This is a genomic window from Streptomyces sp. NPDC058239, assembly GCF_042882185.1.
Classification (GTDB): Bacteria; Actinomycetota; Actinomycetes; order Streptomycetales; family Streptomycetaceae; genus Streptomyces.
This window is the reverse complement of sequence record NZ_JBHVWS010000020.1, coordinates 1,942-28,041: the sequence shown is the minus strand read 5'-3', so window position 1 is coordinate 28,041 and position 26,100 is coordinate 1,942. Positions and strand designations below refer to the sequence as shown.

At 66.4% G+C, this 26,100-nt stretch carries 20 protein-coding genes, 1 rRNA gene, 1 pseudogene, 1 riboswitch and 1 other annotated feature (1 of these 24 only partly in view); of the genes and pseudogenes, 7 read left to right on the top strand and 15 right to left on the bottom strand.

Features of this window, described 5'->3' with window-relative positions; genetic code table 11:
- Positions 1-239: 239 nt before the first annotated feature.
- On the top strand, positions 240-884 hold the full coding sequence (locus ACFVYE_RS21705; protein ID WP_389607022.1) for a class I SAM-dependent methyltransferase: 645 nt from the start codon (positions 240-242) through the stop codon (positions 882-884).
- A gap of 588 nt (positions 885-1,472) precedes the next feature.
- Positions 1,473-1,943, top strand: a pseudogene (locus ACFVYE_RS21700) (DUF3995 domain-containing protein); the annotation flags it as partial.
- Between the two features lie 216 nt (positions 1,944-2,159).
- Here ACFVYE_RS21700 and ACFVYE_RS21695 read toward each other — a convergent pair.
- Entirely contained in the window at positions 2,160-2,597 is a 438-nt protein-coding gene (locus ACFVYE_RS21695; protein ID WP_383976222.1) for a VOC family protein, read from the bottom strand.
- Between the two features lie 212 nt (positions 2,598-2,809).
- Between ACFVYE_RS21695 and ACFVYE_RS21690 the strand changes: the two genes are divergently transcribed.
- Entirely contained in the window at positions 2,810-3,631 is an 822-nt protein-coding gene (locus tag ACFVYE_RS21690; protein ID WP_383976224.1) for a PhzF family phenazine biosynthesis protein, read from the top strand.
- A 125-nt stretch (positions 3,632-3,756) separates the two neighbouring features.
- On the opposite strand, the gene ACFVYE_RS21685 is transcribed toward ACFVYE_RS21690, so the two are convergent.
- Positions 3,757-4,536, bottom strand: a complete 780-nt coding sequence (locus ACFVYE_RS21685) for a CPBP family intramembrane glutamic endopeptidase (protein ID WP_383976232.1) — start codon at positions 4,534-4,536, stop codon at positions 3,757-3,759.
- A gap of 184 nt (positions 4,537-4,720) precedes the next feature.
- On the opposite strand from ACFVYE_RS21685, the gene ACFVYE_RS21680 reads away from it, so the two are divergent.
- On the top strand, positions 4,721-6,511 hold the full coding sequence (locus tag ACFVYE_RS21680; RefSeq protein ID WP_389606933.1) for a substrate-binding and VWA domain-containing protein: 1,791 nt from the start codon (positions 4,721-4,723) through the stop codon (positions 6,509-6,511).
- A 51-nt stretch (positions 6,512-6,562) separates the two neighbouring features.
- On the opposite strand, the gene ACFVYE_RS21675 is transcribed toward ACFVYE_RS21680, so the two are convergent.
- The gene (locus ACFVYE_RS21675; protein ID WP_389606931.1) at positions 6,563-8,068 is read right to left on the bottom strand and encodes a glutamate-cysteine ligase family protein; all 1,506 of its coding nucleotides are present in this window, start codon (positions 8,066-8,068) and stop codon (positions 6,563-6,565) included.
- A gap of 484 nt (positions 8,069-8,552) precedes the next feature.
- On the opposite strand from ACFVYE_RS21675, the gene ACFVYE_RS21670 reads away from it, so the two are divergent.
- A complete protein-coding gene (locus ACFVYE_RS21670; RefSeq protein ID WP_383974838.1) occupies positions 8,553-9,146 on the top strand; it encodes a hypothetical protein in 594 nt (197 codons plus the stop codon).
- 322 nt (positions 9,147-9,468) lie between these two features.
- On the top strand, positions 9,469-9,675 hold the full coding sequence (locus ACFVYE_RS21665; RefSeq protein WP_093897298.1) for a DUF5999 family protein: 207 nt from the start codon (positions 9,469-9,471) through the stop codon (positions 9,673-9,675).
- Between the two features lie 87 nt (positions 9,676-9,762).
- Here ACFVYE_RS21665 and gcvP read toward each other — a convergent pair whose 3' ends face one another.
- Positions 9,763-12,648: an aminomethyl-transferring glycine dehydrogenase gene (gene gcvP, locus ACFVYE_RS21660; RefSeq protein WP_389606928.1), complete on the bottom strand. Its 2,886-nt coding sequence runs from the start codon at positions 12,646-12,648 to the stop codon at positions 9,763-9,765.
- Between the two features lie 194 nt (positions 12,649-12,842).
- A riboswitch (glycine riboswitch) is annotated at positions 12,843-12,939 on the bottom strand.
- Between the two features lie 113 nt (positions 12,940-13,052).
- Here gcvP and ACFVYE_RS21655 point away from each other — a divergent pair.
- Positions 13,053-13,421, top strand: coding sequence for a PRC-barrel domain-containing protein (locus tag ACFVYE_RS21655; RefSeq protein ID WP_383974844.1), 369 nt, complete (start codon positions 13,053-13,055; stop codon positions 13,419-13,421).
- Here ACFVYE_RS21655 and ACFVYE_RS21650 read toward each other — a convergent pair.
- The 11 genes from ACFVYE_RS21650 to rrf all read right to left on the bottom strand — a co-directional run bounded on the left by ACFVYE_RS21650 (position 13,346) and on the right by rrf (position 23,546).
- Positions 13,346-14,806 (bottom strand): DNA polymerase IV, encoded by a 1,461-nt coding sequence (locus ACFVYE_RS21650; protein ID WP_383974846.1) that lies wholly within the window; start codon positions 14,804-14,806, stop codon positions 13,346-13,348. The genes ACFVYE_RS21655 and ACFVYE_RS21650 overlap by 76 nt on opposite strands.
- 58 nt (positions 14,807-14,864) lie before the next feature.
- Positions 14,865-15,482, bottom strand: coding sequence for a MerR family transcriptional regulator (locus tag ACFVYE_RS21645; RefSeq protein ID WP_389606925.1), 618 nt, complete (start codon positions 15,480-15,482; stop codon positions 14,865-14,867).
- A 168-nt stretch (positions 15,483-15,650) separates the two neighbouring features.
- Entirely contained in the window at positions 15,651-16,124 is a 474-nt protein-coding gene (locus tag ACFVYE_RS21640) for a bifunctional nuclease family protein (RefSeq protein ID WP_006123076.1), read from the bottom strand.
- A 53-nt stretch (positions 16,125-16,177) separates the two neighbouring features.
- Positions 16,178-16,921 (bottom strand): MerR family transcriptional regulator, encoded by a 744-nt coding sequence (locus ACFVYE_RS21635; protein WP_389606923.1) that lies wholly within the window; start codon positions 16,919-16,921, stop codon positions 16,178-16,180.
- A gap of 17 nt (positions 16,922-16,938) precedes the next feature.
- The gene (locus ACFVYE_RS21630; protein ID WP_383974854.1) at positions 16,939-17,727 is read right to left on the bottom strand and encodes an FHA domain-containing protein; all 789 of its coding nucleotides are present in this window, start codon (positions 17,725-17,727) and stop codon (positions 16,939-16,941) included.
- A 190-nt stretch (positions 17,728-17,917) separates the two neighbouring features.
- Positions 17,918-18,706, bottom strand: a complete 789-nt coding sequence (locus tag ACFVYE_RS21625; protein ID WP_383974857.1) for a DUF881 domain-containing protein — start codon at positions 18,704-18,706, stop codon at positions 17,918-17,920.
- Between the two features lie 5 nt (positions 18,707-18,711).
- Entirely contained in the window at positions 18,712-19,044 is a 333-nt protein-coding gene (locus ACFVYE_RS21620) for a small basic family protein (protein ID WP_003970459.1), read from the bottom strand.
- Complete coding sequence (locus ACFVYE_RS21615) at positions 19,041-19,964, bottom strand: DUF881 domain-containing protein (protein ID WP_383974860.1); 924 nt, start codon at positions 19,962-19,964, stop codon at positions 19,041-19,043. The genes ACFVYE_RS21620 and ACFVYE_RS21615 overlap by 4 nt, the downstream gene beginning before the upstream one ends.
- Before the next feature lie 98 nt (positions 19,965-20,062).
- On the bottom strand, positions 20,063-22,558 hold the full coding sequence (locus ACFVYE_RS21610; RefSeq protein ID WP_383974862.1) for a sugar phosphate nucleotidyltransferase: 2,496 nt from the start codon (positions 22,556-22,558) through the stop codon (positions 20,063-20,065).
- Positions 22,559-22,672: 114 nt separating this feature from the next.
- Positions 22,673-23,281, bottom strand: a complete 609-nt coding sequence (locus ACFVYE_RS21605; protein ID WP_093897307.1) for a CDP-alcohol phosphatidyltransferase family protein — start codon at positions 23,279-23,281, stop codon at positions 22,673-22,675.
- A gap of 148 nt (positions 23,282-23,429) precedes the next feature.
- Positions 23,430-23,546 (bottom strand): 5S ribosomal RNA (gene rrf / locus ACFVYE_RS21600).
- Positions 23,547-23,625: 79 nt separating this feature from the next.
- Positions 23,626-26,100 (bottom strand) — a sequence feature (most likely nonfunctional fraction of RNA operon) (it continues 1,685 nt past the right edge of the window).

Here is a 26,100-nt window from a genome sequence, read left to right as displayed (position 1 = left end):
AGAGCACGCCGGGCCTGCCCGAGTCGATTGAAGCGACCTGGCCGCTCGAGCTCTCAGGACGGGACAATACGCCCGCCCCTCCGGCACCAACCGCAAGCCCCGCTCGACCTTCCGTGGGACGCGACAGGGTGTCGCGTCTCGAAGGACTTGGCCTCCGTCACAAGTGGCCTGGTCCGATTCGTCGTTGGTCTCAGTCGATCTGGTTCGTCATCCTGATCACTGCACTACTGTGTCAAGCCATGAACGCGGACCGCTGGTTGGCAGACACCCGGACCTCCTACGACACGGTCGCGGTCAGCTATGCCGACCAAATACGCGAGGTTCTGGCCGGTGAACCGTACCTTCGGGCGGTTCTGGCTGTATTCGCCGACTTGGTGCACACCGCTGGCGGTGGGCCGGTGGCGGACGTGGGCTGCGGACCTGGACACGTCACCGCTCACCTGCACGAGCTGGGTGTGGACGCTTTCGGCATCGACCTTTCATCCGTGATGATCGACGTGGCTCGGCGTGACCACCCCCGCCTGCGGTTCGAGGTGGGCTCGATGACGGACCTCGACCTCGCCGATGCTTCAGTCGTCGGCCTACTCGCTTTTTGGTCGTTGATTCACGTCCCCGACGAAGCAGTCCCCACGGTCTTCCGCCACTTCCGGCGCGTGTTGCGTCCCGGCGGACCACTGCTGCTCGGCTTTCACGTCGGCGACGAGTCGAGGCTGAAGACGCAGGGCTACGGCGGTCACCCGATGAATGTCCACGTTCACCGTCGCCGGCCTGACCAAGTGGCAGCCTGGCTACGCGATACCGGGTTCACCATCGAGGCCCAAATGCTGATCGACCTCGACGAGAGCGTTCCGGGGGCGGTCCTCTTCGCACGCCGTCAGTCCTAGCCACGTCAGCGGTCAGGTTGCGGCCGACCATATTCAGACAGGCGGGATCCGCCTGGGAGTACGCGTCGGACGTACAGGTGGGATTCGTCAGTGTCGACGGGGTCGGGCAACTTGGATCACTGGCCCGCTACTGGGACGAGTCTTTCGAACATGCCACCAAGGTCAGGAAGTTCATCGCGTTCAAGGCCGGGCCGGCCTCGCCATCACCGCGCAACTCGTGCAGGAGCCCGACAGAGGAGTGATGAGGACGATCGCCACCTGTCTGGCCCGGAAACCCGAACGACTGTGAGTACAAACGCATCTCCAAGCAGCCGACAGGAGCGGCAGCAAGGGAATGGCGCAGGAGCCCGGCAGGGGTCTGTTCAGGATGCTGATCGGGCGCCGCTCATGCGGCTGCCACCTGCACCGCCTGTTGGCTGAGCAACGTCATGGCCAACCGTCTGTCTCAACGCACCGAGTCCACGCGTCTCACCCGATCCAGGCCACACAGGTCAGCGGCGCGCGGACGCCCCTGGCCCCAAGTCACCTGACCGCACTGGGTGTTCTGTCCGCTCACGCCCCCTCCCGCTCGGCGACCTGGCACGCGGCATGGGCATCAGCATGCCCAGCGCCTCCCGACTGGTCGACATCCTGGTGGCCGCCGTCCCGACCGGCGCGCTCCCCTCCATGCCCTCACCCCGACCGGCACAGCCGTCCTGGACGGCCCCATCACACCTCCGCCGCTTGACGACACCGTCCGCTCCTGCCGGTGTGCACATCGCGTGCGCTCTGGGTTCGCCATGGCCGCTCCCCGGCCGGCAAACCTTCTCGGACGTGGTGACCGTCCGCCCGGACCCGCCCGGACCCGTGGTGTGCTTCGCAGTGGCAGGCGCATTGAGGGCCGCGGCGCTGCTGGTCGCGGCAGAGCCGGCGCTGTCCCGGATCGGCAGGGCCGGCGTCACGGCCGCGCTCGGCGTGCGCGGTGTGGCCGGGCTCTCGGGGCGGACCGACCTGCTGTCCCCGGAATCGGTATCGGCCCGCTTCCGGCGTCTTGACCGGCTCACCCATTCGCCGTTGTGCATCGCACGCGCGGCCTCGACCGCGATCGCCACCCGGCGCAGCCGGCAGGCGGCTCACCCCGGGGGCGAAGTGGCGGCGGCAGCGGTCAAGAGCGGGCCGGTACTCAAGATCTGCGGCCGGAACCCCTGCGGTGCCTTCAGCGACGCCACCGCAAACTCCGACGGACCTTCTGCACCGCAGCGTTGTCCAGCATCCGCAACGGAGCGAAGGCCGCTGTCAGACCAGGCAGAACTCGTTGCCTTCCGGGTCGGCCATCACCACATGATCGGGCCTGCCCTCCAGTTCGTCCACGCGGATCACGGTCGCACCCGCAGCAGTCAGCCGCTCCACCGCCTTGACCACACGCGGCCATCGCTCCTCCCAGGGCTTGTCACGACCGCCACCGACCTGCACGTCCAGATGCAGTCGGTTCTTCACCACCTTCGACTCCGGCACCTGCAGAAGGGACAGACCGGGGCCCACCCCGTCCGGATCGCAGAGATAGGCGCCCTGATCCCACTCGTCCTGCGGGATCTCGTGATGCGCAAACCATTCCTCCCAGCTCTCGAACCCTGCCGGCGCGGGCTTTGCCGTATAGCCCAGTGCCAGCGCCCAGAACTCGGCCAACTTCGCCGGGTTCGCGCAGTCGATCGTCAAGCTCCACCTGGTCGCCATGAGGCCTCCTCGGTCCAATGTGCGAAACGTACCGCCCGCCTCCGACACCCTCGGTCCGCCGCATCGAGCCCGGCGCTCACGGCCTGACGAACAGAGCAGGACCCGGAATCGGTGGCAGACGGTCGAAGTCCTTGTCATCGTCCGGGCTTTTCGGTCCAGCGACACGGAATTGGCCTTGGTCTGCGGCTTTCCGCCGCACGTACGGTCACGCCATGAGGATCCGAATCGTCGATACGTTCACCGACCGCCCCTTCACCGGCAACCCTGCGGGAGTCCTGCTGCTGGACTCCGACGCCTTTGCCGACGACGAACAGCTCCAGCGGATCGCCATGGAGCTGAACCTCTCCGAGACCGCCTTCGCCCACCCGCTGCCGCCGGGCGGCGACGCGGACTGGGCACTTCGCTGGTTCACCCCGACCACCGAGGTCGACATGTGCGGGCATGCCACCCTCGCGACCGCGCACGTCCTGCACACCACCCAGGCTGCGAGCGGCACGGTGCGTTTCGCGGCGCGGTGCGGCATCCTCACCGCGACCTCCCACCCCGACGGCACGGTCACGCTCGACTTCCCCACTGCCCCACTGACACCGGAGACCGCCCCGGCCGGGCTGGCCGTCGCCCTGGGTGCGGAACCGCTCTCCGTCCACGACACCGGCCCTCACATCGGCGACCTGGTCGTCGAACTGGCCGACGAGGCGACCGTACGAGGACTGACCCCGGATCTCGCCGCACTGACCCGGCTCTCCCGGCGAGGCATCATCGCCACAGCCGCCGCCGAGGACCCCGCCCGCGGCTACGACTTCGTCTCCCGCGGCTTCTTCCCACGCGTCGGGATCGACGAGGACCCGGTGACCGGCAGCGCCCACACCGCGCTGGCCCCTTTCTGGTCGGCCCGCTTCGGCCGTGCCGAGCTGACCGGACTGCAGGCCTCCGCCCGTTCCGGTCTGGTCCGCACCGCACTGCGCGGCGACCGCACCCTGCTGACCGGCAACGCCGTGACGGTCATCGACGGCGAACTGCTGACGGCGCTCTGACGCCTTCCGGCGACACCGCAGAGGGCGTACGGACCATTCCCGTACGCCCTCTGCGCTGAACACCACCCACGGACCACTGCCGAGCGCCCCGTCGGCGGACACCACCCAGCGACGTCCCACCCCACTCACGGTGTGGGCAGCCACCCCACCTTCCCCGCAAGCAGGGCGTATCCAACAAATGCCCCGATATCGAGCAGTGCATGCGCCGCGACCAGCGGACCGACCCGGCCCCATCGCCGGTACAGCAGCACGAAGACAACACCCATCACCATGTTGCCGATGAAGCCGCCGATGCCCTGGTACAGGTGGTACGAGCCGCGCAGCACCGAACTCGCCACCAGGGCCGCCATCGGCGTCCACTCCAACTGACCGAGTCTGCGCAGCAGATACCCGACAACGATCACTTCCTCCAGCACGGAGTTCTGGAGCGCGGAAAGGATCAGGACCGGGAATTTCCACCACACATCGGGCAGTGATTCCGGAACCACGGTCAGATTGAAACCGGCTGCCCGCGCCACCAGATAGAACGCGAGCCCGGCGCTTCCGATGCCCGCCGCGACCATCGCACCGCGTCCCAGGTCCGGCCATGGCCTGGTCCGGTCGAATCCGATGGCACGCAGGCCGGCCCCCTCCCTCATCAACAGATGCGCGACGAGGGCGACGGGCACCAGAGCCGTCGCGATTCCGAAGAGCTGCCAGGCGAGATCCAGCCATGGACGCCCTGGTGCGTACGAGCTGTTGAGCGTCGCGGCCTGCTCCTTCAAACCCCCTGGTTTCGTCAGTGATCCAACAAAACTGATCAGGGCAGACACCCCGCTGGCGCCCAATGAGAGGGCCAGCACCAGCACCGTTTCGGACCGCAAGATCCGTCGCGACACAGCCTCTTGGGAGAAAGATTCAGCCACGTGCCCCGCCTCCACCTGTACACCTGCCTTGAGTTGTGCATTCACGCCCCATCCCGCTCCCCGTCCCGCTAAGGTCTCGAATGCAGGTACGAAGATCATGCGCGACTGGCCGGGGGACAACCACCATTGGCGATGGTGTGGTCCCCCTTTTCCTTGTTCATCCTCAAGGAGGGGCACCACCGTCATGGGACGTCACAGCTTGCCCGACGACTACGCGACCGATGGAAGCGGGGACGGTCCACCGCCGCGCCGTCGGCGGACCGTGGCGATCGCGACCATGCTCGTCCTCGCGGTGGCGGCGGGAACGGCAGTCGCGGTGCAGGGCGATCTGCTGTCGTTCTCGAAGTCCTGCGAGGACTCCGCCGTACGTCTTTCCATGGTGGCCTCACCGGACATCGCCCCCGCCGTGCGTGCCGTCGCCGACAAGGCGCGCAAGGACGACTTGAGATCCGACGGCCGCTGTCTGTATATGCGGGTGGTGGCCCGCGATTCCTACAAGGTCGCCGACGCTCTCTCCTCCGGCACCCGTACCCCGGACTACCAGATCTGGCTCCCCGACTCCGACCTCTGGATCGACCGGGCCAAGGGCTCCGGTGACGGCACCCCGATCACACCCGGCGATTCCGTCGCCTCCTCCCCCGTCACCCTGGCCATGGTGCCGTCGGCGGCCAAGAGCCTCGGCTGGCCGAAGAAGAAGTACTCCTGGGCCGAGTTGACGGCCGCGGCAATGGACTCGGACAAGGTGCGTCTCGGCGCGGCCGACCCGGCACGCAGTGCAACCGGTCTGCTCGCGCTCTCCAGCATCGGCGCTTCCTCCGAGAAACAGGGCGGCGACAGCGACACCAGGGTCGCGGCGACCGCCAAGCTGCTGGCACAGCGCATGTCGGACAGTGACACCCAGGTGCTCGAAACGCTGGCGCAGGGCGATTCGGGCGCCGAGCAGGGCAATCCGGAGCGCAACCAGGCGGTGCTCCTCTCCGAGCAGGCCGCATTCGCCCACAACGCGGAGTCGACCGACGGTGGAAGGCTCGATCTCTTCTACCCCAAGGACGGCACTCCGCTGCTCGACTATCCGTACACACTGGTGGACGAGACCAGAATGAGCACCTCCGAGGGCCGGGCGGCCCTGCGGTTCATGACACTGCTGAATGAGCCGGGCGCGAAAACCATCCTGAAGGCGCACGGCTTCAGGAACGTCGACGGAACGACCGGGGAGTCGGTGGTCGCATCGGCGGGCGGCAGGAAGCCCCAGCCGTACGCCACCGCGGCCGCCGCGGCACCGTCCGCCGAGGCACTCCAGCAGACGCTCGGCATGTGGACGATCACTGTGCAGAGCGCCCGGCTGACGACGGTCGTCGATGCCTCGGGTTCGATGGCCACGATCGTGCCGGGGCGCAACCAGTCCCGGATGGACGTCACGAAGGCGTCACTGATCCAGGCTCTCAATCAGTTCACCCCGAACGACGAGATCGGGCTCTGGGAGTTCGCCACCACGCTCGACGGCGACAAGGACTACCGCAGGCTGGTGCCGACGGGCCGGCTCGGGGACCCCGCGAAGGGCGGCGGCACCCACCGCGAGAGGCTCGCCGCGGCGTTCTCCGCGCTGCAGCCGGTGCCAGGCGGCGCAACCGGTCTGTACGACACCACCCTGGCCGCATACAAGGATGCCCAGGCAACGTATGTGAAGGGCAAGTTCAACGCTGTGGTGATCCTCACCGACGGCTCGAACCAGGACAACCGCTCCATCTCCCGCAGTGCCCTGGTCGCGGAACTGAAGCGGATCGCCGACCCGGAACGTCCGGTGCCGCTCCTCGCCATCGCGGTCGGCCCCGAGGCCGACCGCGAAGAGGTGAACGAGATAGCGAAGGTCACCGGCGGCGGGGGCTACCAGGTCACCGACCCGGCCGAGATCCAGGCCGTGATTCTGCAGGCCGTCATGACGGCCGGGCAGAGCAACCACGCCGCCCAGGAGTAGCGCTCGGCGCGGTCGGGAACAGCAGCGGTCGGCGGCGCCCGCGACGACGGGTCACAGTGCGGGGACACCCGTCGGCCAGCTGTGCACGGGTTCGCCGCTGTGCATCAGCTCGGCGTACCGACGGGTGGTCGCGGCCAGTGCCGCGTGCCGGTCGAGTCCGGCCTCCCGTGCCCGGTGGTAAGTGTCCACCTGCCAGGACGCTCCGTTCACCCGGCGCTTGCAGCGCTCCTCGATGACCCCGAGGTAGCGGTCGCGGTCCGCGGGCTCGATGTTCCAGGCATCGAGCCCCGCAGCGGCCAGCGGCAGCAGTTCGTCCCGTACGAGCTTGACCGCCGGCACCCGGGTCAACCCGCCCGAACGGCCGGGACGGGGCCAGATCAGTTCCGCGTCGATGCCGTGGCGGCAGGCGGTGTCGAAGTTCTCGGCCGCTGCTGCGAACGGAAGCCTGGTCCACACCGGACGTGATTCCTCGGCGAGCGCCCGCACGAGCCCGTAGTAGAGGGCGGCGTTGGCAATCACATCGGTGACCGTGGGGCCGGCGGGCAGGACCCGGTTCTCCACCCGCAGATGGGGTACGCCGTCGGCCAGCCCGTACACGGGCCGGTTCCAGCGGTAGACCGTACCGTTGTGGAGCACGAGCTCCTGCAGCCGCGGCACCCCGCCCTCGTCGAGCACCCGCAGCGGGTCCTCCTTGTCACAGATCGGCAGCAGCGGGGGGAAGTAGCGCAGATTCTCCCGGAAGAGCTCGTACGCCGAACCGACCCACCGCTCGCCGAACCAGGTCCTGGGCCGCACCCCCTGGTTCTGGAGTTCGGGCGGCCTGGTGTCCGTGGCCTGCTGGAAGAGCGGCGGCCGCGATTCCCGCCACAGCTCCCTGCCGAACAGGAAGGGCGAGTTGGCACCGAGGGCGATCTGGACCCCGGCGACGGCCTGGGCCGCGTTCCATACGGCCGCGAAGCGCGCCGGTGTCACCTGCAGATGCAGCTGAACCGATGTGCAGGCGGCCTCGGGAGTGATCGAGGAGGCGGTGGATACCAATCGTTCCACGCCTTGGATATCGAGGGAGAAATCCTCGCCCCGCGCAGCCACCATTTGATCATTCAGCAGTGTGTAGCGGTCCACGTCCGAGAGGTTCGCCGCAACGAGGTCCTGGCGGCCCAGAGTGGGCAGAATTCCGATCATCATGATCCCGGCATCGACCTCGCCCGCCTTCCGATGGGCATATCCGAGGCCGGTCCTGAGCTCTTCCGCCAGCTGATCGAAAACGCGTCCGTCCAGGTGGTGCGGGACTATGTTCACCTCCAAATTGAACATCCCGAGTTCGGTCTGGAAATCACGGCTCGCGATGCGCGGGAGCACCTCCCCATTCATCATCTTCGGCATGCCGTCGGAGCCTGCCAGATTCAGCTCGATCTCCATGCCCATGAGGTTGCGGGGGCGGTCGAACCTCCGCTCCGCCAGGAGCCTCTCCAGCCCCTCCAGGCACTGGTGAAGCTTCCTCCGGTACCTCTGCCGATCGGACAGATCAAAGGCGCCCGCCACGACCTTCTCCCCCATCGAAGCGTCCCTCCCTCGAGTGGGCGGCCCGCGGCCCAGGCCGCTCGCGTCACGATCGATAATGCCCAGGCCGGGTGATCCATAACGCCCCTGCGAACGCCGCGCACCCAGTAATCTGAGGGCAGCCGTCCGGGGCACATTCCCTCGGCATGGTGCAGTGCGCAGTTTCCGCCGCCCGGCGCGTGGTGAAAACGCCGACGCGTTTCGGCCGACCGCGTCCAGGGAAAAATCCCTGGCGGTGGCTGCGCCGCTGACGAAGAATCAGCAGAATCTCCGCATAATAAAGTCTTGATACCGCCTTGTCGGCAATACCTGCGACGGCTAGTGGAATCACTGCGTGAACACGTGTCGTATAAACTTCGCGGACGAGGCAGAGAGTTGACGCACCGGCCCAGTCACCGGCCTCCTCTGGCCCCGCACGCCGACAGCGCCGTCTGCACCCGCCCACGCATCACCGTGTCTCCGAAGTGAGAGGCGACCCACTATGCCGCTGCATGTTCCCCCGGCTCCCGCGCCCGCTCTGCGCAGCGTTCTCGCGGCACTCGGTTCACCCACCGCAGTCCGCGAGGCCCGCACACCTGCCCTCCGAGCCGCCCAGGGACCACTGAGCCCCGAGCTCCCGCTCCCCGTCCATGTACTGGACCGGATCGGCCCGAGCGGGCTCGCACCCGCCACCCGGCTTGCCGCGTGGCGGTTCCTGATCCGCAGCTCGGAGCAGGCCGTCGCCGCGGCAGACACCATGCTCACTCCGGACGGCTGGACCTTCTCGCACTTCTTCGAGGGCCCCTACATCGCCTCGACCGAACTCGCCGTGCGCCAGGCCGAGACGGTGGCACCGCACTACCAGCCACGGCTGCTGTCCATCCCGGAGCTCTACATGCTGGCGCTGTGGCTGCACGCCGACACCGAGGCCGACGCCTCCGGCGGGGCACTCGCCCCCGCCGATCTCCTGGTACCGCTGGCACCCGCACCGCCGGGTATCGCGGCGCATCGACCACACCGGGTCGCCGATCTGCTCCGCGTGATGACACTGCGCATCACCCCGGGCACCGGCCCCCTGCTCGGCTCACCGGCCTGACGACGGCCGCACCCCACAATCACCGCACTGTGCCCCGCCCCCTCCCTGGTGGTGGGGCACAGTGCTGCGGGGCGCACATCCTGCCCATCTGGACTAGCCCGGTCCGGCCACCCCGAACCACCCGAAGTGACAGTGCAGTTGCTGTGAACCGTCCGGCCGGGTGACACGTCCTTGGAGTAAGGAGAAGTGCTGCTGCGAAATCCCTGCGGATTGACGCCCGTGGGGCAACACTGGGACCGGACCGATCGATACGGGGGGGGCGGCCATGAACACCTCATCAAGCCGCAGGACATTCACCACGACGCAGCGAAAGAACCCATCCATGTGCCAGCACCAGCCACCATGCCCGACCGCCGACTCAGCCGACCGGGAAGCCGCCCGCCTGACGGCACACCATCCGGAACAGGGCTGGAGCCTGCTGTGCAACGGCGTCCTGCTCTTCGAGGACACCGGTGAGCTGCTCCCGGACGGGCAGATCATCGCCCCGCACCGGCCCCTGGAGACCGGCCGGGTGATGAAGGCCGCCTGACCGCGGCCGGTACGAACTGGGGCCGGCCCGGAGAACCCTCCGCACCGGCCCCGACGCATGTCCGCGTCACGCCCTACCGCTCATGCCTCAGTTGTCGTACTCGTCCAGCGGCGGGCAGGAGCAGACGAGGTTGCGGTCACCGAAGGCACCGTCGATCCGTCGCACCGGCGGCCAGTACTTGTCGGCGGCCGAGACTCCGGCCGGGAAGACCGCCACCTCACGGCTGTAGCCGTGGTCCCACTCCCCGCCCAGCATCGCCGCGGTGTGCGGAGCGTTGCTCAGCGGGTTGTCGTCCGCGCTCCACTCGCCGGAGGCCACCTTCTCGACCTCGCCACGAATGGCGATCATCGTGTCGCAGAATCGGTCGAGCTCCGCGAGGTTCTCGCTCTCGGTCGGCTCGATCATCAGCGTCCCGGCGACCGGGAACGACATGGTCGGCGAGTGGAAGCCGTAGTCGATCAGACGCTTGGCAATGTCGTCGACGCTGACGCCGGTGGCCTTGGAGATCGGCCGCAGGTCCACGATGCACTCGTGCGCGACGAGCCCGGCCGGGCCGTTGTACAGGATCGGGTAGTGCGGTTCGAGACGCTTGGCGATGTAGTTGGCGGCGAGTACGGCAACCTGCGTCGCACGCTTCAGGCCCTCCCCGCCCATCAGGCGTACGTACGCCCAGGAGATGGGGAGAATACCGGCCGAGCCCCACGGAGCGGCCGAGATCGGTCCGACACCGGTCTCGGGGCCCGCCGCGGGCTGCAGCGGGTGGTTCGGCAGGTACGGCGCGAGGTGCGCGCGGACACCGACCGGGCCGACGCCGGGACCGCCGCCGCCGTGCGGGATGCAGAAGGTCTTGTGCAGGTTCAGGTGCGAGACGTCGCCGCCGAACCGTCCCGGCTTGGCGAGGCCGACCAGCGCGTTGAGATTGGCACCGTCGACGTAGACCTGACCGCCGGCATCGTGCACCTCGGCGCAGATGTCGGCGACGTGCTCCTCGAACACACCGTGCGTCGACGGGTACGTGATCATGAGCACGGCAAGCTCGTCGCGGTGCTTCTCGATCTTGGCGCGGAGGTCCTCGATGTCGACCTCGCCGTCGTCGGCGGTCTTCACCACGACGACCTTCATGCCGGCCATCACGGCGCTGGCGGCGTTGGTGCCGTGCGCGGAGGACGGGATGAGGCAGATGGTCCGCTGGTCGTCGCCGCCTGCCCGGTGGTACGCACGCACGGCCAGAAGACCGGCGAACTCGCCCTGCGATCCGGCGTTCGGCTGGATCGAGACCGCGTCGTACCCGGTGACCTCGGCGAGGCGCTCCTCAAGCTCACGGATGAGGGTGAGGAAGCCCTGCGCCTGCTCGGCCGGCGCGAAGGGGTGCAGTGCGCCGAACTCGGGCCAGGTGATCGACTCCATCTCGGTGGTCGCGTTCAGCTTCATGGTGCAGGAGCCGAGCGGGATCATTCCGCGGTCCAGGGCGTAGTCCCGGTCGGCGAGCTTGCGCAGGTAGCGCAGCATCGCGGTCTCGGAACGGTGCTGGTGGAAGACCGGGTGGGTGAGGATCTCGTCGGTGCGCAGCAGGCCCTCGGGCAGTGCGTCGGCGGTCGCGGCGTCCAGCGCCTCGATGTCCCCGTCGGCGCCGAAGGCGGCCCAGACGGCGGCGATCTGCGTACGCGTGGTGGTCTCGTCGCAGGCGAGGGAGACCAGGTCTGCGTCGACGAGCCGCAGATTGACACCGCGCTCGCGGGCGTCGGCCACGACATCGGCGGCCTTCCCCGGGACACGCACGGTGAGGGTGTCGAAGTAGGCGCCGGTCACGACCTCGATACCGGAGGCGCGCAGGCCCTCGGCCAGGATCGTCGCGTAGCGGTGGGTGCGCCGAGCGATCGTCCGCAGCCCGTCCGGGCCGTGGTAGACGGCGTACATCCCGGCCATGACGGCGAGCAGCACCTGAGCGGTACAGATGTTGCTGGTGGCCTTCTCGCGGCGGATGTGCTGCTCGCGGGTCTGCAGGGCCAGCCGGTATGCCTTGTTGCCGTCCGCGTCGACGGAAACGCCGACGAGGCGGCCCGGCAGGCTGCGGGCGAACTTCTCGCGTACGGCCATGAAGCCGGCGTGCGGTCCCCCGAAGCCCATCGGTACACCGAAGCGCTGCGTGGTGCCGACCGCGATGTCCGCGCCCAGGTCGCCCGGCGAGGTGAGCAGGGTCAGGGCCAGCAGATCGGCGGCGACCGTGACGACCGCACCGAGCTCGTGGGCCTGCTCGATGACGGGCTTGATGTTCCGTACCGCACCGGAGGCGCCCGGGTACTGCACCAGGACACCGAAGACGCCGCGCTCGGCGATCTCCGCCGGAATGCCGTCGGAGAGGTCGGCGACGACGACCTCGACACCGGTCGGCTCGGCGCGGGTCTCGATGACGGCGATCGTCTGCGGCAGGACGTCGGCGTCGACCAGGAAGACACCGTTCTTGACCTTGCCGACACGCCGCGAGAGCGCCATGGCCTCGGCGGCCGCGGTGCCCTCGTCGAGCAGCGAGGCGCCGGAGGTGGGCAGCCCGGTCAGCTCGGCGACCATCGTCTGGAAATTGAGGAGCGCCTCCAGGCGGCCCTGCGAGATCTCCGGCTGGTACGGCGTGTAGGCCGTGTACCAGGCGGGGTTCTCCATGACGTTGCGGAGGATCACCGGCGGGGTGAAGGTGCCGTAGTAGCCGAGCCCGATCATCGGGGCCAGCACCTGGTTGCGGTCGGCGAGGGAACGCAGCTCTGCCAGGACCTCGGCCTCGGTGCGGGCGGTCGGCAGCTGCAGCGCCTCCGCGCTCTTGATGACATCGGGCACCGCTGCCGCGGTCAGCTCGTCCAGCGAGCCGTAACCGATCTGAGCGAGCATCTTCGACTGCGCCTCGGCATCGGGACCGATGTGGCGCTCTTCGAACGGAATGCCCTGCTCCAGCTGGGAGAGCGAAGTGCGACGGGGGGTCATGGTGGAGGCCTCCTGGTCTGTCACGACCTGCGAGGGGCACCACGGCGCGGGTGCCCGAACGGCCTCCCCCTCTGTCATCTCAACCTGAGAGCTTCACCGGCGCGCCCTGCGGCGTACCGGCTTTCACCGTCGGTGAGGAAGGGAATCGTACCGGCACTCGGCCGCACGAAACCCGCCCTGCTTTCCAGAGTGACCTCGTCCGTGCGGTACGGGGGCCTGAGAGATTCCGGGGAGGATTTGCTCCTTCGGCGCCTTCGGATTCGCTCCGGAGGACTCTCCCGCACGGGGTCAGCAGCCATCACCAGCCTACCAGCGGGGTTCGCGGCGGAATTCTCGAGTGGCCAACCCCTCGGATCTGCACTTCTGTAGTGCTTGTGGAGTAGCCGCGACCAGTGGGAGGGACCGTGCAGACCGACATCGATCCGCGCAGCCTGATCGGCCGCAAAGCGTTCGACCGCAAGGGCACCAAGATCGGAACCGTGGACGAGGTGTACCTCGACGACGCGACCGGTGTGCCCGAGTGGGCGGCCGTACGTACCGGACTGTTCAGCCGGGATGCGTTCGTCCCGCTGGAACCCAGCGAATTCGTGGAGGATTCGCTCCGCGTCCCCTTCGACCGTGCGCTGATCAAGGACGCGCCAGACTTCGGCGTAGGCCGCCATCTCTCACCGGAACAGGAACTCCAGCTCTACCGGCACTACGGTCTGGACTCCCCGCCCGCGGAGACCGGCCCGGACGGGGACTTCGGCAGACTGGCCGGCCAGGACGAGTAGTCCACCGGGTTCCGCACCAGCGGCAGCGGATCGGCCGGCTGCAGTTCCGGATCGTCGATGCGGAACGTGCGCACCCGGCCGGGCGCCGATTCGGGTTCCTCGAACCGCACCGTCACCCGGCCGACACCGCTGCCCTGCACCCAGCCATGGCCGTAGGTGTCGTGACGTACGTCGTGTCCGGCGGGCCAGCGCCGTGCGGCGAGCTGCTCGGCGGTCTCCTGGACCTCCTCCCACGCACCGTCCACCGGCTTGTCCCCGTCGCCCCCCGCCTCTGTCTCCTCCTCGGCGGCTTCGCCGGTGACGGGCTGCTCACCGGCGGCCTGGGCGAAGAGGTCTTCCTGCGTGTAGTCGGCAAGCCCCGTGACGCCCACCCCCAGGAGCCGCACTCCTCCGGTGGTGTCCACGGCCTCCAGGAGCCGTGCGGCGGCCTCCCGGACCACTGCCTGGTCGTCCGTGGGCCCACGCAGCGTCTCGGACCTCGTGAGCGTGGAGAAGTCGTACCGCCGTACCTTCAGTACCACCGTCCGCCCGGACCGCCCCGCACCCCGCAGCCGCTGGACGCATCGGTCGGCCAGCCGTTCCACCTCCGTCCTGACCCGCACCCGGTCGTGCAGATCCGCGTCGAAGGTGTCCTCGACCGACACCGATTTCGCGTCCCGCTCCGCGACCACGGGCCGGTCGTCGTATCCGAACGCCATGCGGTGCAGCGAGCCGCCGTGCGCCTTCCCCAGCAGGCGTACGAGCTCCGCCTCACCCGCCTCGACCAGGTCATTGACCGTCGTCATCCCGGCGCGGCGCAGATGGTCCGCCGTCGCGGGCCCGACGCCGGGGAGAATCCGTACCGACATCGGCGCGAGCAGTTCCCGCTCCGTCCCCGGCTCTATGAGCAGCAGCCCGTTCGGTTTCGCCTCCTCCGAAGCGATCTTGGCCAGCATCTTGGAACCGGCGAGCCCAACCGAGCCGGTGAGCCCCGTGACCGCCTTGATGGCCGTACGCAGCTGCTCACCGATCTCCAGCGCGGAAGCGGCGTCATCGGCCGTGCCACCCGCTTCGAGGTCCACAAAGGCTTCGTCCAGGCTGAGCGGCTCCACCAGCGGGGAGAGCCGCCCCAGCAGCTCCATCACCTGGTCACTGACCGTCCGGTACAGCAGGAAGCGGGGCACCAGATAGGCCGCGTTCGGAGCCAGCCGCCGTGCCTGCGCCGTGGGCATCGCCGAATGCACCCCGAAGCACCGTGCCTCGTACGACGCGGTGGCGACGACTCCACGCGGTCCCAGCCCGCCCACCACGACCGGTTTGCCGCGCAGGCTTGGTTTCGCCGCCTGCTCGGCAGAGGCGTAGAAGGCATCCATGTCCAGATGCAGGATGGTGGGCGCGGCTCTCACATCAATCGATGCTGCCCTACGGCACTGACAATCGCCGCGCCCGATTCCCCGGCCGGGGTCAGCCGGCGCGGTTGCGTCGACGCGCGAGCTCATCGGCGGGGTTGTTCCTGACCAGCGTCTCGCCGGTGTCCACCCGCTCACCGTGCAGCTGTGACAGGGCGGAGTCGACGTCCTGCCACACCACACCCACGGCGATACCGAAAACCCCCTGGCCGCCCTGGAGCAGATCGACGACCTGGTCGGGCGAGGAGCACTCGTAGACCGTCGCCCCGTCGCTCATCAGCGTCATCCGCTCAAGATCCTGGAAACCGCGGGCCCGCAGATGCTGAACCGTGGTGCGGATGTTCTGCAGGGCGACACCCGTGTCCAGGAAACGCTTCACGATCTTCAGCAGGACAACGTCCCGGAAGCTGTAGAGCCGCTGTGTGCCCGAGCCGTATGCCGGACGCACGCTCGGCTCGACCAGCCCCGTGCGCGCCCAGTAGTCGAGCTGCCGATAGGTGATCCCCGCGGCCGCGCAAGCTGTCGGCCCGCGATAGCCGATGTCGTTGGCCGATGCCACGCCGCCCCCCGCCACCGCCGCCGGTTTAACCGGTTGCCTGATGGTGTGGCCGGCTGTACTCCCCTGCTGCGGATACGGCCCACCCGCTGCCGTACCGTCGCCGCTGCTTCTCACGCCGACCTCCGTCCTTGACCTGCCATCTCGAAGGTAGGCAGTCACTCGGGGTGCGTCAACGATCGCCACACTCGGCACGCCGAGTGATAATCACCCTGAGAGTGGTTTCCCGTGTCCTGCGAGCGGGAAAGGCTTGTCGGATGCGCTGACTGCGACCCCGTAGAACGGTTACTGACTGTTGGTACCGAAGTCCTCCGGTGAAATCTGGTCAAGGAACTCGCGGAACTTCTCCACCTCGTCCTCCTGCTCGTCCGGGATGGCGATACCGGCATCGTCGAGCACCCCGTCACTGCCGTAGATCGGCGTTCCGGTGCGCAGTGCGAGCGCTATGGCGTCGGACGGCCGCGCGCTCACCTCGACCCCGCTGGCGAAGACCAGCTCCGCGTAGAAGACCCCTTCCCGCAGGTCCGTGATACGGACCTCGGTGAGCTCTTGGCCGACGGCCTCGAGCACATCCTTGAAGAGATCATGGGTCAGCGGCCTGGCCGGAGCCATGCCCTGCTGGGCGAAGGCGATCGCGGTCGCCTCACCAGGACCGATCCAAATGGGGAGGTACCGGTCGCCTCCCACTTCACGCAGGAGCACGATCGGTTGGTTGGAGGGCATTTCCACCCGGACACCCACAACGTCGAGCTCGTTCACACAGCAACCCTAGGACGTGCTCGGCAGGTTTGGGTAGTCGGGCACCGACGTGATCAGTGGAACCGGACCCGCAGAGCGGTCTGCACAAGCGCCGAATGAAGCCGTACGGACAGCTCTGCGAGCTCCCTCGCGGTGGCCTCCGCATGCGCTCTGGTCTGCGGATTCCGGTGCCGGCGCAGGGGCGCGACCACCTGCTCGATGAGTCCCGCCTCTCGGTCCGCGGCCGCCCGAATGGCACGCAGGTGACGCGGTTCCAGACCGAATCGACCCAGATCCGCCACAAGCTTGGCCACCGTGACCATCTCCGCCTCGTAACCGCCCTCGGCGGTCGGAACGACCAGGCCGTACGACTCCCACTCATCCAGGTCGCTCTCGGCGACCTCAGCGGCCGCCAGCAGCTCGGCACGGCCGATACGGGCCGCGGTCGCCCGTCCGGGGCCGACGTCCCAGCCGCCGTCGGTCGGATCCCGCGGATCGCCCCCGGACGGCAGCGTGGACTGTTCGCCACGGGCGAGAGCATCCAGATGCTCTCGGATGACCTTCAGCGGGAGGTAGTGGTCCCGCTGCATACGCAGCACCTGAGCCAGCCGCTCCACGTCGGCCCCACGGAACTTGCGATAACCGGAGGGGGTCCGCTGCGGTTCGACGAGACCTTCGGCCTCCAGGAAGCGAATCTTGGAGATCGTGACTTCGGGAAACTCGTCCCGCAGTTGCAGGAGCACCGTGCCGATGCTCATCGGGCGGTCGTCGGCGGTGGCGGTGCCGTGACCGGCACCGCCCGTCGGTGTTCTCAGCATGGACCTTCCCTGACGGGTCAGATGCCCCGCTGGCTCGCGTAGAAGACCAGTCGGTACTTGCCGATCTGCACTTCGTCACCGTTGGACAGGGCGACGGAGTCGATGCGCTCGCGGTTGACGTAGGTGCCGTTCAGGCTGCCCACGTCCCCGACCGTGAAGCTGCCGTCGGGGCTCCTACGGAACTCCACATGCCGCCGCGACACCGTCACGTCGTCGAGGAAGATGTCGCTCTGCGGATGGCGGCCTGCCGTGGTCAGCTCACCGTCCAGCAAGAAGCGGCTGCCGGAGTTCGGACCACGTCGTACCACCAGGAGTGCCGAGCCGAGCGGAAGAGCATCGACTGCGGCCTGCGCCTCAGGCGAGAGGGACGGTACGGGCGTCTGCCCGGTGGCCTCCGCCTCGTATGCCTCAAGACCGGAGATGGAGATGGTCGAGGTCGTCTCCGAGGCACGCTCGGGAATTCCACCCTTCAGCGGCGCACCGCAGTTGGAGCAGAAGCGACTGGCCTCGGCGTTGCGATGCCCGCACCTCGTACAGACCGGCATGGATGAACCCTCCTGCCTCGGGGGGAACCCTCCACCCGCACTTGAGGTTGACGGTTCCGAGAAACCTATGCGGCCGGCACCGGCAGGGTCAACAGACGACGCGCCGGAAGCGCCCGAATTGTCACTGCCCGAACCGGACACCTGATCACGGAAGAGCGGGCGCTCCGAACCCTGCTCCTCTGCCTGGCCATGACGCGGTGCGCGATGGCGGGCAGCTTCATCGCGAGCGCTCTTGCCGAACAACTTCCCAAACAACTTCACGGGCGATTCCCCTTGACCGAAATAGACCCGCCCGTGGGGCAGGACGAACCCTGAACGAACACACCTGCCGACCCGGACATCTTCACAACGTCCGTATCCACTCGACAGTTTCCACCACGCACCACCATTACGATGCGGCGACCCCCCGCAACCTCCTGCCCGTGTCCTTCGACCCCTCCGTGGCGCGGTCTCACGAGGATGACGACCGAGCGTAGTCAGGCCGCTTCGCCGGTCGCAAGACGTCCACGACAATGTCGTCGGCCTGCTCCACATGCACGGTGGCCTGCTCCTTCTCCAGTGTCTGCACCACACCGCCAGGGATGTTCAGCGCCGGTTCCAGATCCTGGGGCTTGCCGATCACCTTGAACACGTACGGCGCGGTGATTTTACGGCCGTCAACCTTGACGTTGCCGCCATCACCGGAGAAGAACGTATTGGCCACCACTCTCACTCCGTTGACCTCGATCGCCTCGGCACCCGCCGCACGCAACTCCTGCAGCGCGTCGAGCAGCATGTCCGCCTTGATCCCGTCTCCCGGGTCATTGACGGTGAGTGTGATCCCGGGCCCGTGTGCGGCCACGGTGCCAGCGAGAATACCGAGTTGCCGCTCCTTCTCCACCGTCTGCTTACGCGCCTCCTCAGCCTGGTCGGAGCTGTTCTCCAGCTCCGTACGCTGAGCGTCGAGGCGCTGCTTCTCGTCCTCCAGACGCTGCGTTCGGTCGTCCAGCTCGTCGAGAATGCGGACCAGGTCCTCCTGGCGGGCACCCCGCAGTGCGCTGTTGTCACTGTTCGAGCGCACCTGAATGGCCAGCCCCAGACCGAGGACGAACAGCAGCACTGCGACGATGAGTTGGGCTCGCGTCACCCGCGGCGGCCAGAGTCCGGCGATCAGCCGCTGGCGTCCGGTGAGCTCCTTGGCGGCGTCCGCCGACTGCTCGCCGATGCGCCCCTTGTCGCTGGGAAGTTCTTCGTTGCTCATCGGCGTCAGGCCCGGAAGACGTGTCGGCGGATGGCCGCGGCGTTGGAGAAGATCCGGATCCCGAGCACGACCACCACACCGGTGGAGAGTTGCGCTCCCACGCCCAGTTTGTCTCCCAGGAACACGATCAGTGCGGCCACCACGACGTTCGACAGGAACGACACGACGAACACCTTGTCGACGAAGATTCCGTCGAGCATGGCCCGCAGACCCCCGAAGACTGCGTCGAGGGCAGCCACGACAGCGATCGGAAGATAGGGCTCGACCACCGCCGGCACCTCGGGGCGGACCAACAGTCCGACCACGACTCCCACGACGAGGCCCAGTACGGCGATCACGATGTGCCCTTCCCTGTGTCTGCCGCACCACTGCCGGTGTCTGCGGCCTTATAAGGCTCTGCTGTTCGTACGATCAGGCTCGGCGCGACCGGAAGGTTCACCTTCTCCTGGACGGACATGCTCGTCCGGATGTCGAAGGTGTCCTTGAGCGCCTGCAGATACTGGCCGTCAGCGCTGTCCTGGAATGCAGTGCTGAGCTGCTTCCCGTTCCCCACCGCCAGCAGCGTGTACGGCGGCACGAGCGGTCTGTTGTCGACCAGTATGGCGTCGCCGGCCGCACGGATCGCCGACAGGGCCGTCAGACGCTGCCCGTTGATCGCGATCGCTTCCGCACCGGACTGCCAGAGTCCGTTGACGACCCGTTGCAGGTCCCGGTCGCGGACCCGCCCGGTATCGGCGAATCCGCTGGTCTCCCTCGGCCCGCCACCGCCCTGGTCAGTGTCCTTGGCGTCGTCGACGACGAGTTTCACGCCGGGCCCCTCCACCGCTGTCGCCCCGGCGAGCAATGCCACCAGTTCCCCCTGATCCCCGCCGTGCTTCTCCAACGCCTTGCGCTGGCGCCTGCCCACGTCGTCCCGGAGCGTGTCGACCTGCGACTCAAGAGTGTCGGCCGCCGCCGTCTCCCCGCCGATACGATCGATCAACTCCTGGCGCTCCTTGGCGAGGACCGGCGCGGAGACACGTGCCTGCGCAGCCCCCAGCGTGACCACAAGTGCAGCAAGCACCAGACATGCGGCGAGGCCGAGTCTCGACTTGAGCGTGCGGGGCATGCCCGCGCTCCCGTCGGCCTTCCGACGCGCCGATGCCTCGGCGTATCCGTCGTCCAGGCTGTGGTCCATCACATTGGTCAGCAGCGACATGGACGCGTCGGGGCGCGCAGGAGGCGAGGCGGTACTCCGATCGGGGGGCTGCTGCGACATGCCGCACATCGTCGCACGTCGCCACTGCTACCGCCGAATGGCCCCACCGGTGTGCCCAAAGGCGTCGCTGGACGCCGCCGGGAACACCGGTGGAACCCTCAGTGACCTGCGCTCTCCACAACCGCCGCCCATTCGTCCAGCAGCGCCTGCGCGGAGGCGTCGTCCGGACCCTCAGCCCACAAATGGGTGACCGCTTCGGCCGGGTCCGGCAGTACCATCACCCATCGCCCGTCGGCCTCCACGACCCGTACACCGTCCGTCGTGTCGACACTGCGGTCACCGGCGGCCTCCACCACCCGCCGCATGACCAAGCCCTTGACGGCCCAGGGTGTGGCCAGATCACGGCGCAGGACATGGGCGCGGGGAATACGGGCATCGATCTGGCTGAGAGTGAGCTGGGTCCTGGCGACGAGCCCGAGGAGTCTCACAAAAGCAGCCGATCCATCGAAGACGCTGCTGAATTCGGGAACGATGAATCCACCGCGGCCGTCTCCACCGAAGATGGTGCCTTCCTCGCGTCCCACACGCGTCAGATCGTCGGGCGATGTCGTCGTCCATTCGACCTGCGTACCGTGGTACGCGGCGACCTGCTCGGCGACCCGCGTCGTGGTCACCGGCAGCGCCACCCGCCCGCTGCGCCGCTCGGCCGCCACGAGGTCGAGCATCACCAGGAGCGCCCGGTCGTCCTCCACGATCCTGCCCCGTTCGTCGACCAGGGAGAGCCGCTCACCTACCGGGTCGAACCGCACGCCGAACGCGGCCCGTGCAGAGGAGACGATCTCGCCCAACCGCACCAGTCCTGAGCGCCGGGTCTCGGCGGATTCGGTGGGCCGTGATTCGTCGAGGCCGGGGTTGATGGTCAATGCGTCCACGCCGAGCCTGCCCAGCAGGCTGGGCAGGACAAGCCCGGCACTGCCGTTGGATGCGTCGACGACAACCTTGAGACCCGCGTCGGCGATCCCCGCGGTGTCCACATTCCGCAGCAGCGATCCGGTGTACGAGTCGAAGACGCTGGACGGGAAGTGCAGGTCCCCGATCTCTCCCGGGAAGGCGCGGCGGTATTCCTGACGTGCGTAGACCCGGTCCAGCTTCCGCTGCCGCGCCTGGGAGAGGTCTGCGCCCCGCTCGTCGAAGAACATGATGTCGACCGAGTCGGACACGCCGGGGGATGTACGGATCATGATCCCGCCTGCGCTGCCCCGGGCGGTCTGCTGACGTGCGACGGGCAGCGGTACGTTCTCCAGGTCCCGGACATCGATGGCACTGGCCTGGAGCGCCGAGATAACCGCTCTCTTCAGCGCACGGGCGCCGCGGGAGTGGTCACGGGCGGTGGTGACCGTCGAGCCCTTCTTGAGGGTCGTGGCATAGGCTCCGGCGAGCCGGACCGCCAGCTCCGGCGTGATCTCGACGTTCAGAATCCCGGACACTCCCCGGGCCCCGAATAGGTGGGCCTGTCCGCGAGATTCCCAGATCACCGAGGTATTGACGAAGGCGCCGGCCTCGATGGTCTTGAACGGGTAGACGCGGACATTGCCCTGAATGATCGATTCTTCACCGATCAGACACTCGTCTCCGATGACCGCGCCGTCCTCGATGCGGGCGGCCCGCATGACGTCGGTGTTTTTACCGATCACGCATCCGCGCAGATTGCTGTGCTGGCCGATGTAGACGTTGTCGTGAACCACTGCCCTGTGCAGGAAGGCGCCGCTCTTCACGACGACGTTCGACCCGATGACCGTGTGCTCGCGAATCTCCGCTCCGGCTTCGACCTTTGCGTAGTCCCCGATGTAGAGGGGTCCCCGCAGTACCGCGTCGGGATGTACTTCCGCGCCTTCCGCTACCCATACGCCCGGCGAGATCTCGAAGCCGTCGATCTCGACGTCGACCTTGCGCTCAAGAACGTCTGCCTGGGCCTTCACATAGCTCTCGTGGGTACCGACATCCTCCCAGTAGCCCTCGGCGACATAGCCGTAGATGGGCTTCCCTTCCTTCATGAGCTGCGGGAAGACATCACCGGACCAGTCCACGGAGACGTCGGCCTCGACATAGTCGAACACCTCGGGCTCCATGACGTAGATGCCCGTATTGACGGTGTCCGAGAAGACCTGGCCCCAGGTCGGCTTCTCCAGGAAACGCTCGACCTGGCCCGCCTCGTCCACGATGGTGATACCGAATTCCAGAGGATTCGGCACACGGGTCAGGCACACCGTCACCAGCCCGCCCTTTTCCTTGTGGAAGGCGATGAGGTCGGTGAGATCGAAGTCGGTGAGCGCGTCACCGGAAATAACGAGGAAGGTGTCGTCCTTCAGCGCTTCCTCGGCATTCTTCACGCTCCCCGCGGTGCCGAGCGGCTTCTCCTCATTGGCATAACTGAGCTCCATCCCGAGCTCTTCGCCGTCCCCGAAGTAGTTTTTGACCAACGAGGCAAGAAACTGGACCGTTACGACGGTCTCGTTGAGCCCGTGCCGCTTGAGCAGCCGAAGCACATGCTCCATGATCGGCCGATTGGCGACGGGCAGAAGCGGCTTTGGCATGCTTGAGGTCATGGGGCGAAGACGAGTGCCTTCGCCGCCAGCCATCACGACGGCCTTCATGTCGGAAACGTCCTCCTTGCAGAGACGACGGTTTAGCCGACTTCACCCGTCAGGGCACCACCCGGGTCATCAGCGGCGGGCCGGCCACACTGCGCGGCACCCGCATCAACGAGCTCAATCGGCTGCTACATCCGCCTTGACGAGCCGGCGGACCTGAACCACGTAGAGGATCCCTGCCCACCAATAGAGCGTTGTACCCCAACCTGCGAACGCCCATCCGAAAATGGCGGCCAGCGATGCAAGCCAACCACTTCCGTCGCTGAGCAGCAACAAGGGGAACGCATACATCAAGTTGAACGTGGCAGCCTTCCCCAGAAAGTTCACCTGGGGCGGCGGATAGCCGTGGCGGCGAAGGATTCCCACCATCACGAGGAGCATCAGCTCGCGGGCCACAAGTGCCGCGGTGAGCCAGAGCGGCAGGATCTCCCGCCAGGTCAGACCGACGAGGGTCGAAAGGATGTAGAGGCGGTCTGCAGCAGGGTCCAGAAGCCGACCGAGGCTGCTGATCTGGTTCCACCGGCGGGCGAGCTTCCCGTCGAGGTAGTCACTGATGCCACTGAACATCAGCACCAGCAAGGCCCAGCCATCGCTTTGGGGGCCGCCGAACACGGGGCGAAGAATCAGCCACAGGAAGAGCGGAACCCCGACAAGGCGAGCCATGCTGAGGATGTTGGGGATGGTGAGTACCCGGTCCGTCTGAACCCGAGTCTCCTGGACCTCCACCCGGGGGCCTCCTGTGTGAAGAACGTGCCAATGATGCCCCCTGACCTTACCCTCAGCCACTGCAGGCAGGCGCACAGGGGTAACGCAAGACCTCGTGAACGCAGAAAATCCCCGTGCCACAAGGGCACGGGGCTTTCCCGTAAAAGGAGTTCGGCGGCGTCCTACTCTCCCACAGGGTCCCCCCTGCAGTACCATCGGCGCTGAAAGGCTTAGCTTCCGGGTTCGGAATGTAACCGGGCGTTTCCCTAACGCAATGACCACCGAAACACTATGAAATTAACCAACACCGGGCAAAAACACGGCCGTTCGTTATTTCAGAACTAACACAGTGGACGCGAGCAACTGAGGACAAGCCCTCGGCCTATTAGTACCAGTCAGCTCCACCCGTTACCGGGCTTCCACATCTGGCCTATCAACCCAGTCGTCTACTGGGAGCCTTAACCAATCAAGTTGGTGGGAATACTCATCTCGAAGCAGGCTTCCCGCTTAGATGCTTTCAGCGGTTATCCTTTCCGAACGTAGCCAACCAGCCATGCCCTTGGCAGGACAACTGGCACACCAGAGGTTCGTCCGTCCCGGTCCTCTCGTACTAGGGACAGCCCTTCTCAATATTCCTACGCGCACAGCGGATAGGGACCGAACTGTCTCACGACGTTCTAAACCCAGCTCGCGTACCGCTTTAATGGGCGAACAGCCCAACCCTTGGGACCGACTCCAGCCCCAGGATGCGACGAGCCGACATCGAGGTGCCAAACCATCCCGTCGATATGGACTCTTGGGGAAGATCAGCCTGTTATCCCCGGGGTACCTTTTATCCGTTGAGCGACAGCGCTTCCACAAGCCACTGCCGGATCACTAGTCCCGACTTTCGTCCCTGCTCGACCCGTCGGTCTCACAGTCAAGCTCCCTTGTGCACTTACACTCAACACCTGATTGCCAACCAGGCTGAGGGAACCTTTGGGCGCCTCCGTTACTCTTTAGGAGGCAACCGCCCCAGTTAAACTACCCATCAGACACTGTCCCTGATCCGGATCACGGACCCAGGTTAGACATCCAGCACGACCAGAGTGGTATTTCAACGGCGACTCCACAACCACTGGCGTGGCTGCTTCAAAGTCTCCCACCTATCCTACACAAGCCGAACCGAACACCAATATCAAACTGTAGTAAAGGTCCCGGGGTCTTTCCGTCCTGCTGCGCGAAACGAGCATCTTTACTCGTAGTGCAATTTCACCGGGCCTATGGTTGAGACAGTCGAGAAGTCGTTACGCCATTCGTGCAGGTCGGAACTTACCCGACAAGGAATTTCGCTACCTTAGGATGGTTATAGTTACCACCGCCGTTTACTGGCGCTTAAGTTCTCAGCTTCGCCGACCCGAAAGTCAGCTAACCGGTCCCCTTAACGTTCCAGCACCGGGCAGGCGTCAGTCCGTATACATCGCCTTACGGCTTCGCACGGACCTGTGTTTTTAGTAAACAGTCGCTTCTCGCTGGTCTCTGCGGCCACCCCCAGCTCGGAGAGCAAGTCCCCTCACCAGTGATGGCCCCCCTTCTCCCGAAGTTACGGGGGCATTTTGCCGAGTTCCTTAACCATAGTTCACCCGAACGCCTCGGTATTCTCTACCTGACCACCTGAGTCGGTTTAGGGTACGGGCCGCCATGAAACTCGCTAGAGGCTTTTCTCGACAGCATAGGATCATCCACTTCGCCACAATCGGCTCGGCATCAGGTCTCAGCCTTAACGTGTGACGGATTTACCTACCACACGGCCTACACCCTTACCCCGGGACAACCACCGCCCGGGCTGGACTACCTTCCTGCGTCACCCCATCGCTTACCTAGTACAAGTCTGGTTCGTCGGCTCCACCACTACCCTCAACTCCGAAGAGATCGGGCCGGCTTCACGGACTTAGCATCGCCTGATTCAGTATTGGGCGTTTCAAAGCGGGTACCGGAATATCAACCGGTTGTCCATCGACTACGCCTGTCGGCCTCGCCTTAGGTCCCGACTTACCCTGGGCAGATCAGCTTGACCCAGGAACCCTTAGTCAATCGGCGCACACGTTTCTCACGTGTGTATCGCTACTCATGCCTGCATTCTCACTCGTGAACCGTCCACAACTCGCTTCCGCGGCTGCTTCACCCGGCACACGACGCTCCCCTACCCATCCGTACTCCCGTTGGGGATACATGTACGAATGACACGACTTCGGCGGTACGCTTGAGCCCCGCTACATTGTCGGCGCGGAATCACTTGACCAGTGAGCTATTACGCACTCTTTCAAGGGTGGCTGCTTCTAAGCCAACCTCCTGGTTGTCTCTGCGACTCCACATCCTTTCCCACTTAGCGTACGCTTAGGGGCCTTAGTCGATGCTCTGGGCTGTTTCCCTCTCGACCATGGAGCTTATCCCCCACAGTCTCACTGCCGTGCTCTCACTTACCGGCATTCGGAGTTTGGCTAAGGTCAGTAACCCGGTAGGGCCCATCGCCTATCCAGTGCTCTACCTCCGGCAAGAAACACACGACGCTGCACCTAAATGCATTTCGGGGAGAACCAGCTATCACGGAGTTTGATTGGCCTTTCACCCCTAACCACAGGTCATCCCCCAGGTTTTCAACCCTGGTGGGTTCGGTCCTCCACGAAGTCTTACCTCCGCTTCAACCTGCCCATGGCTAGATCACTCCGCTTCGGGTCTTGAGCGTGCTACTGAAACGCCCTATTCGGACTCGCTTTCGCTACGGCTTCCCCACACGGGTTAACCTCGCAACACACCGCAAACTCGCAGGCTCATTCTTCAAAAGGCACGCAGTCACGACA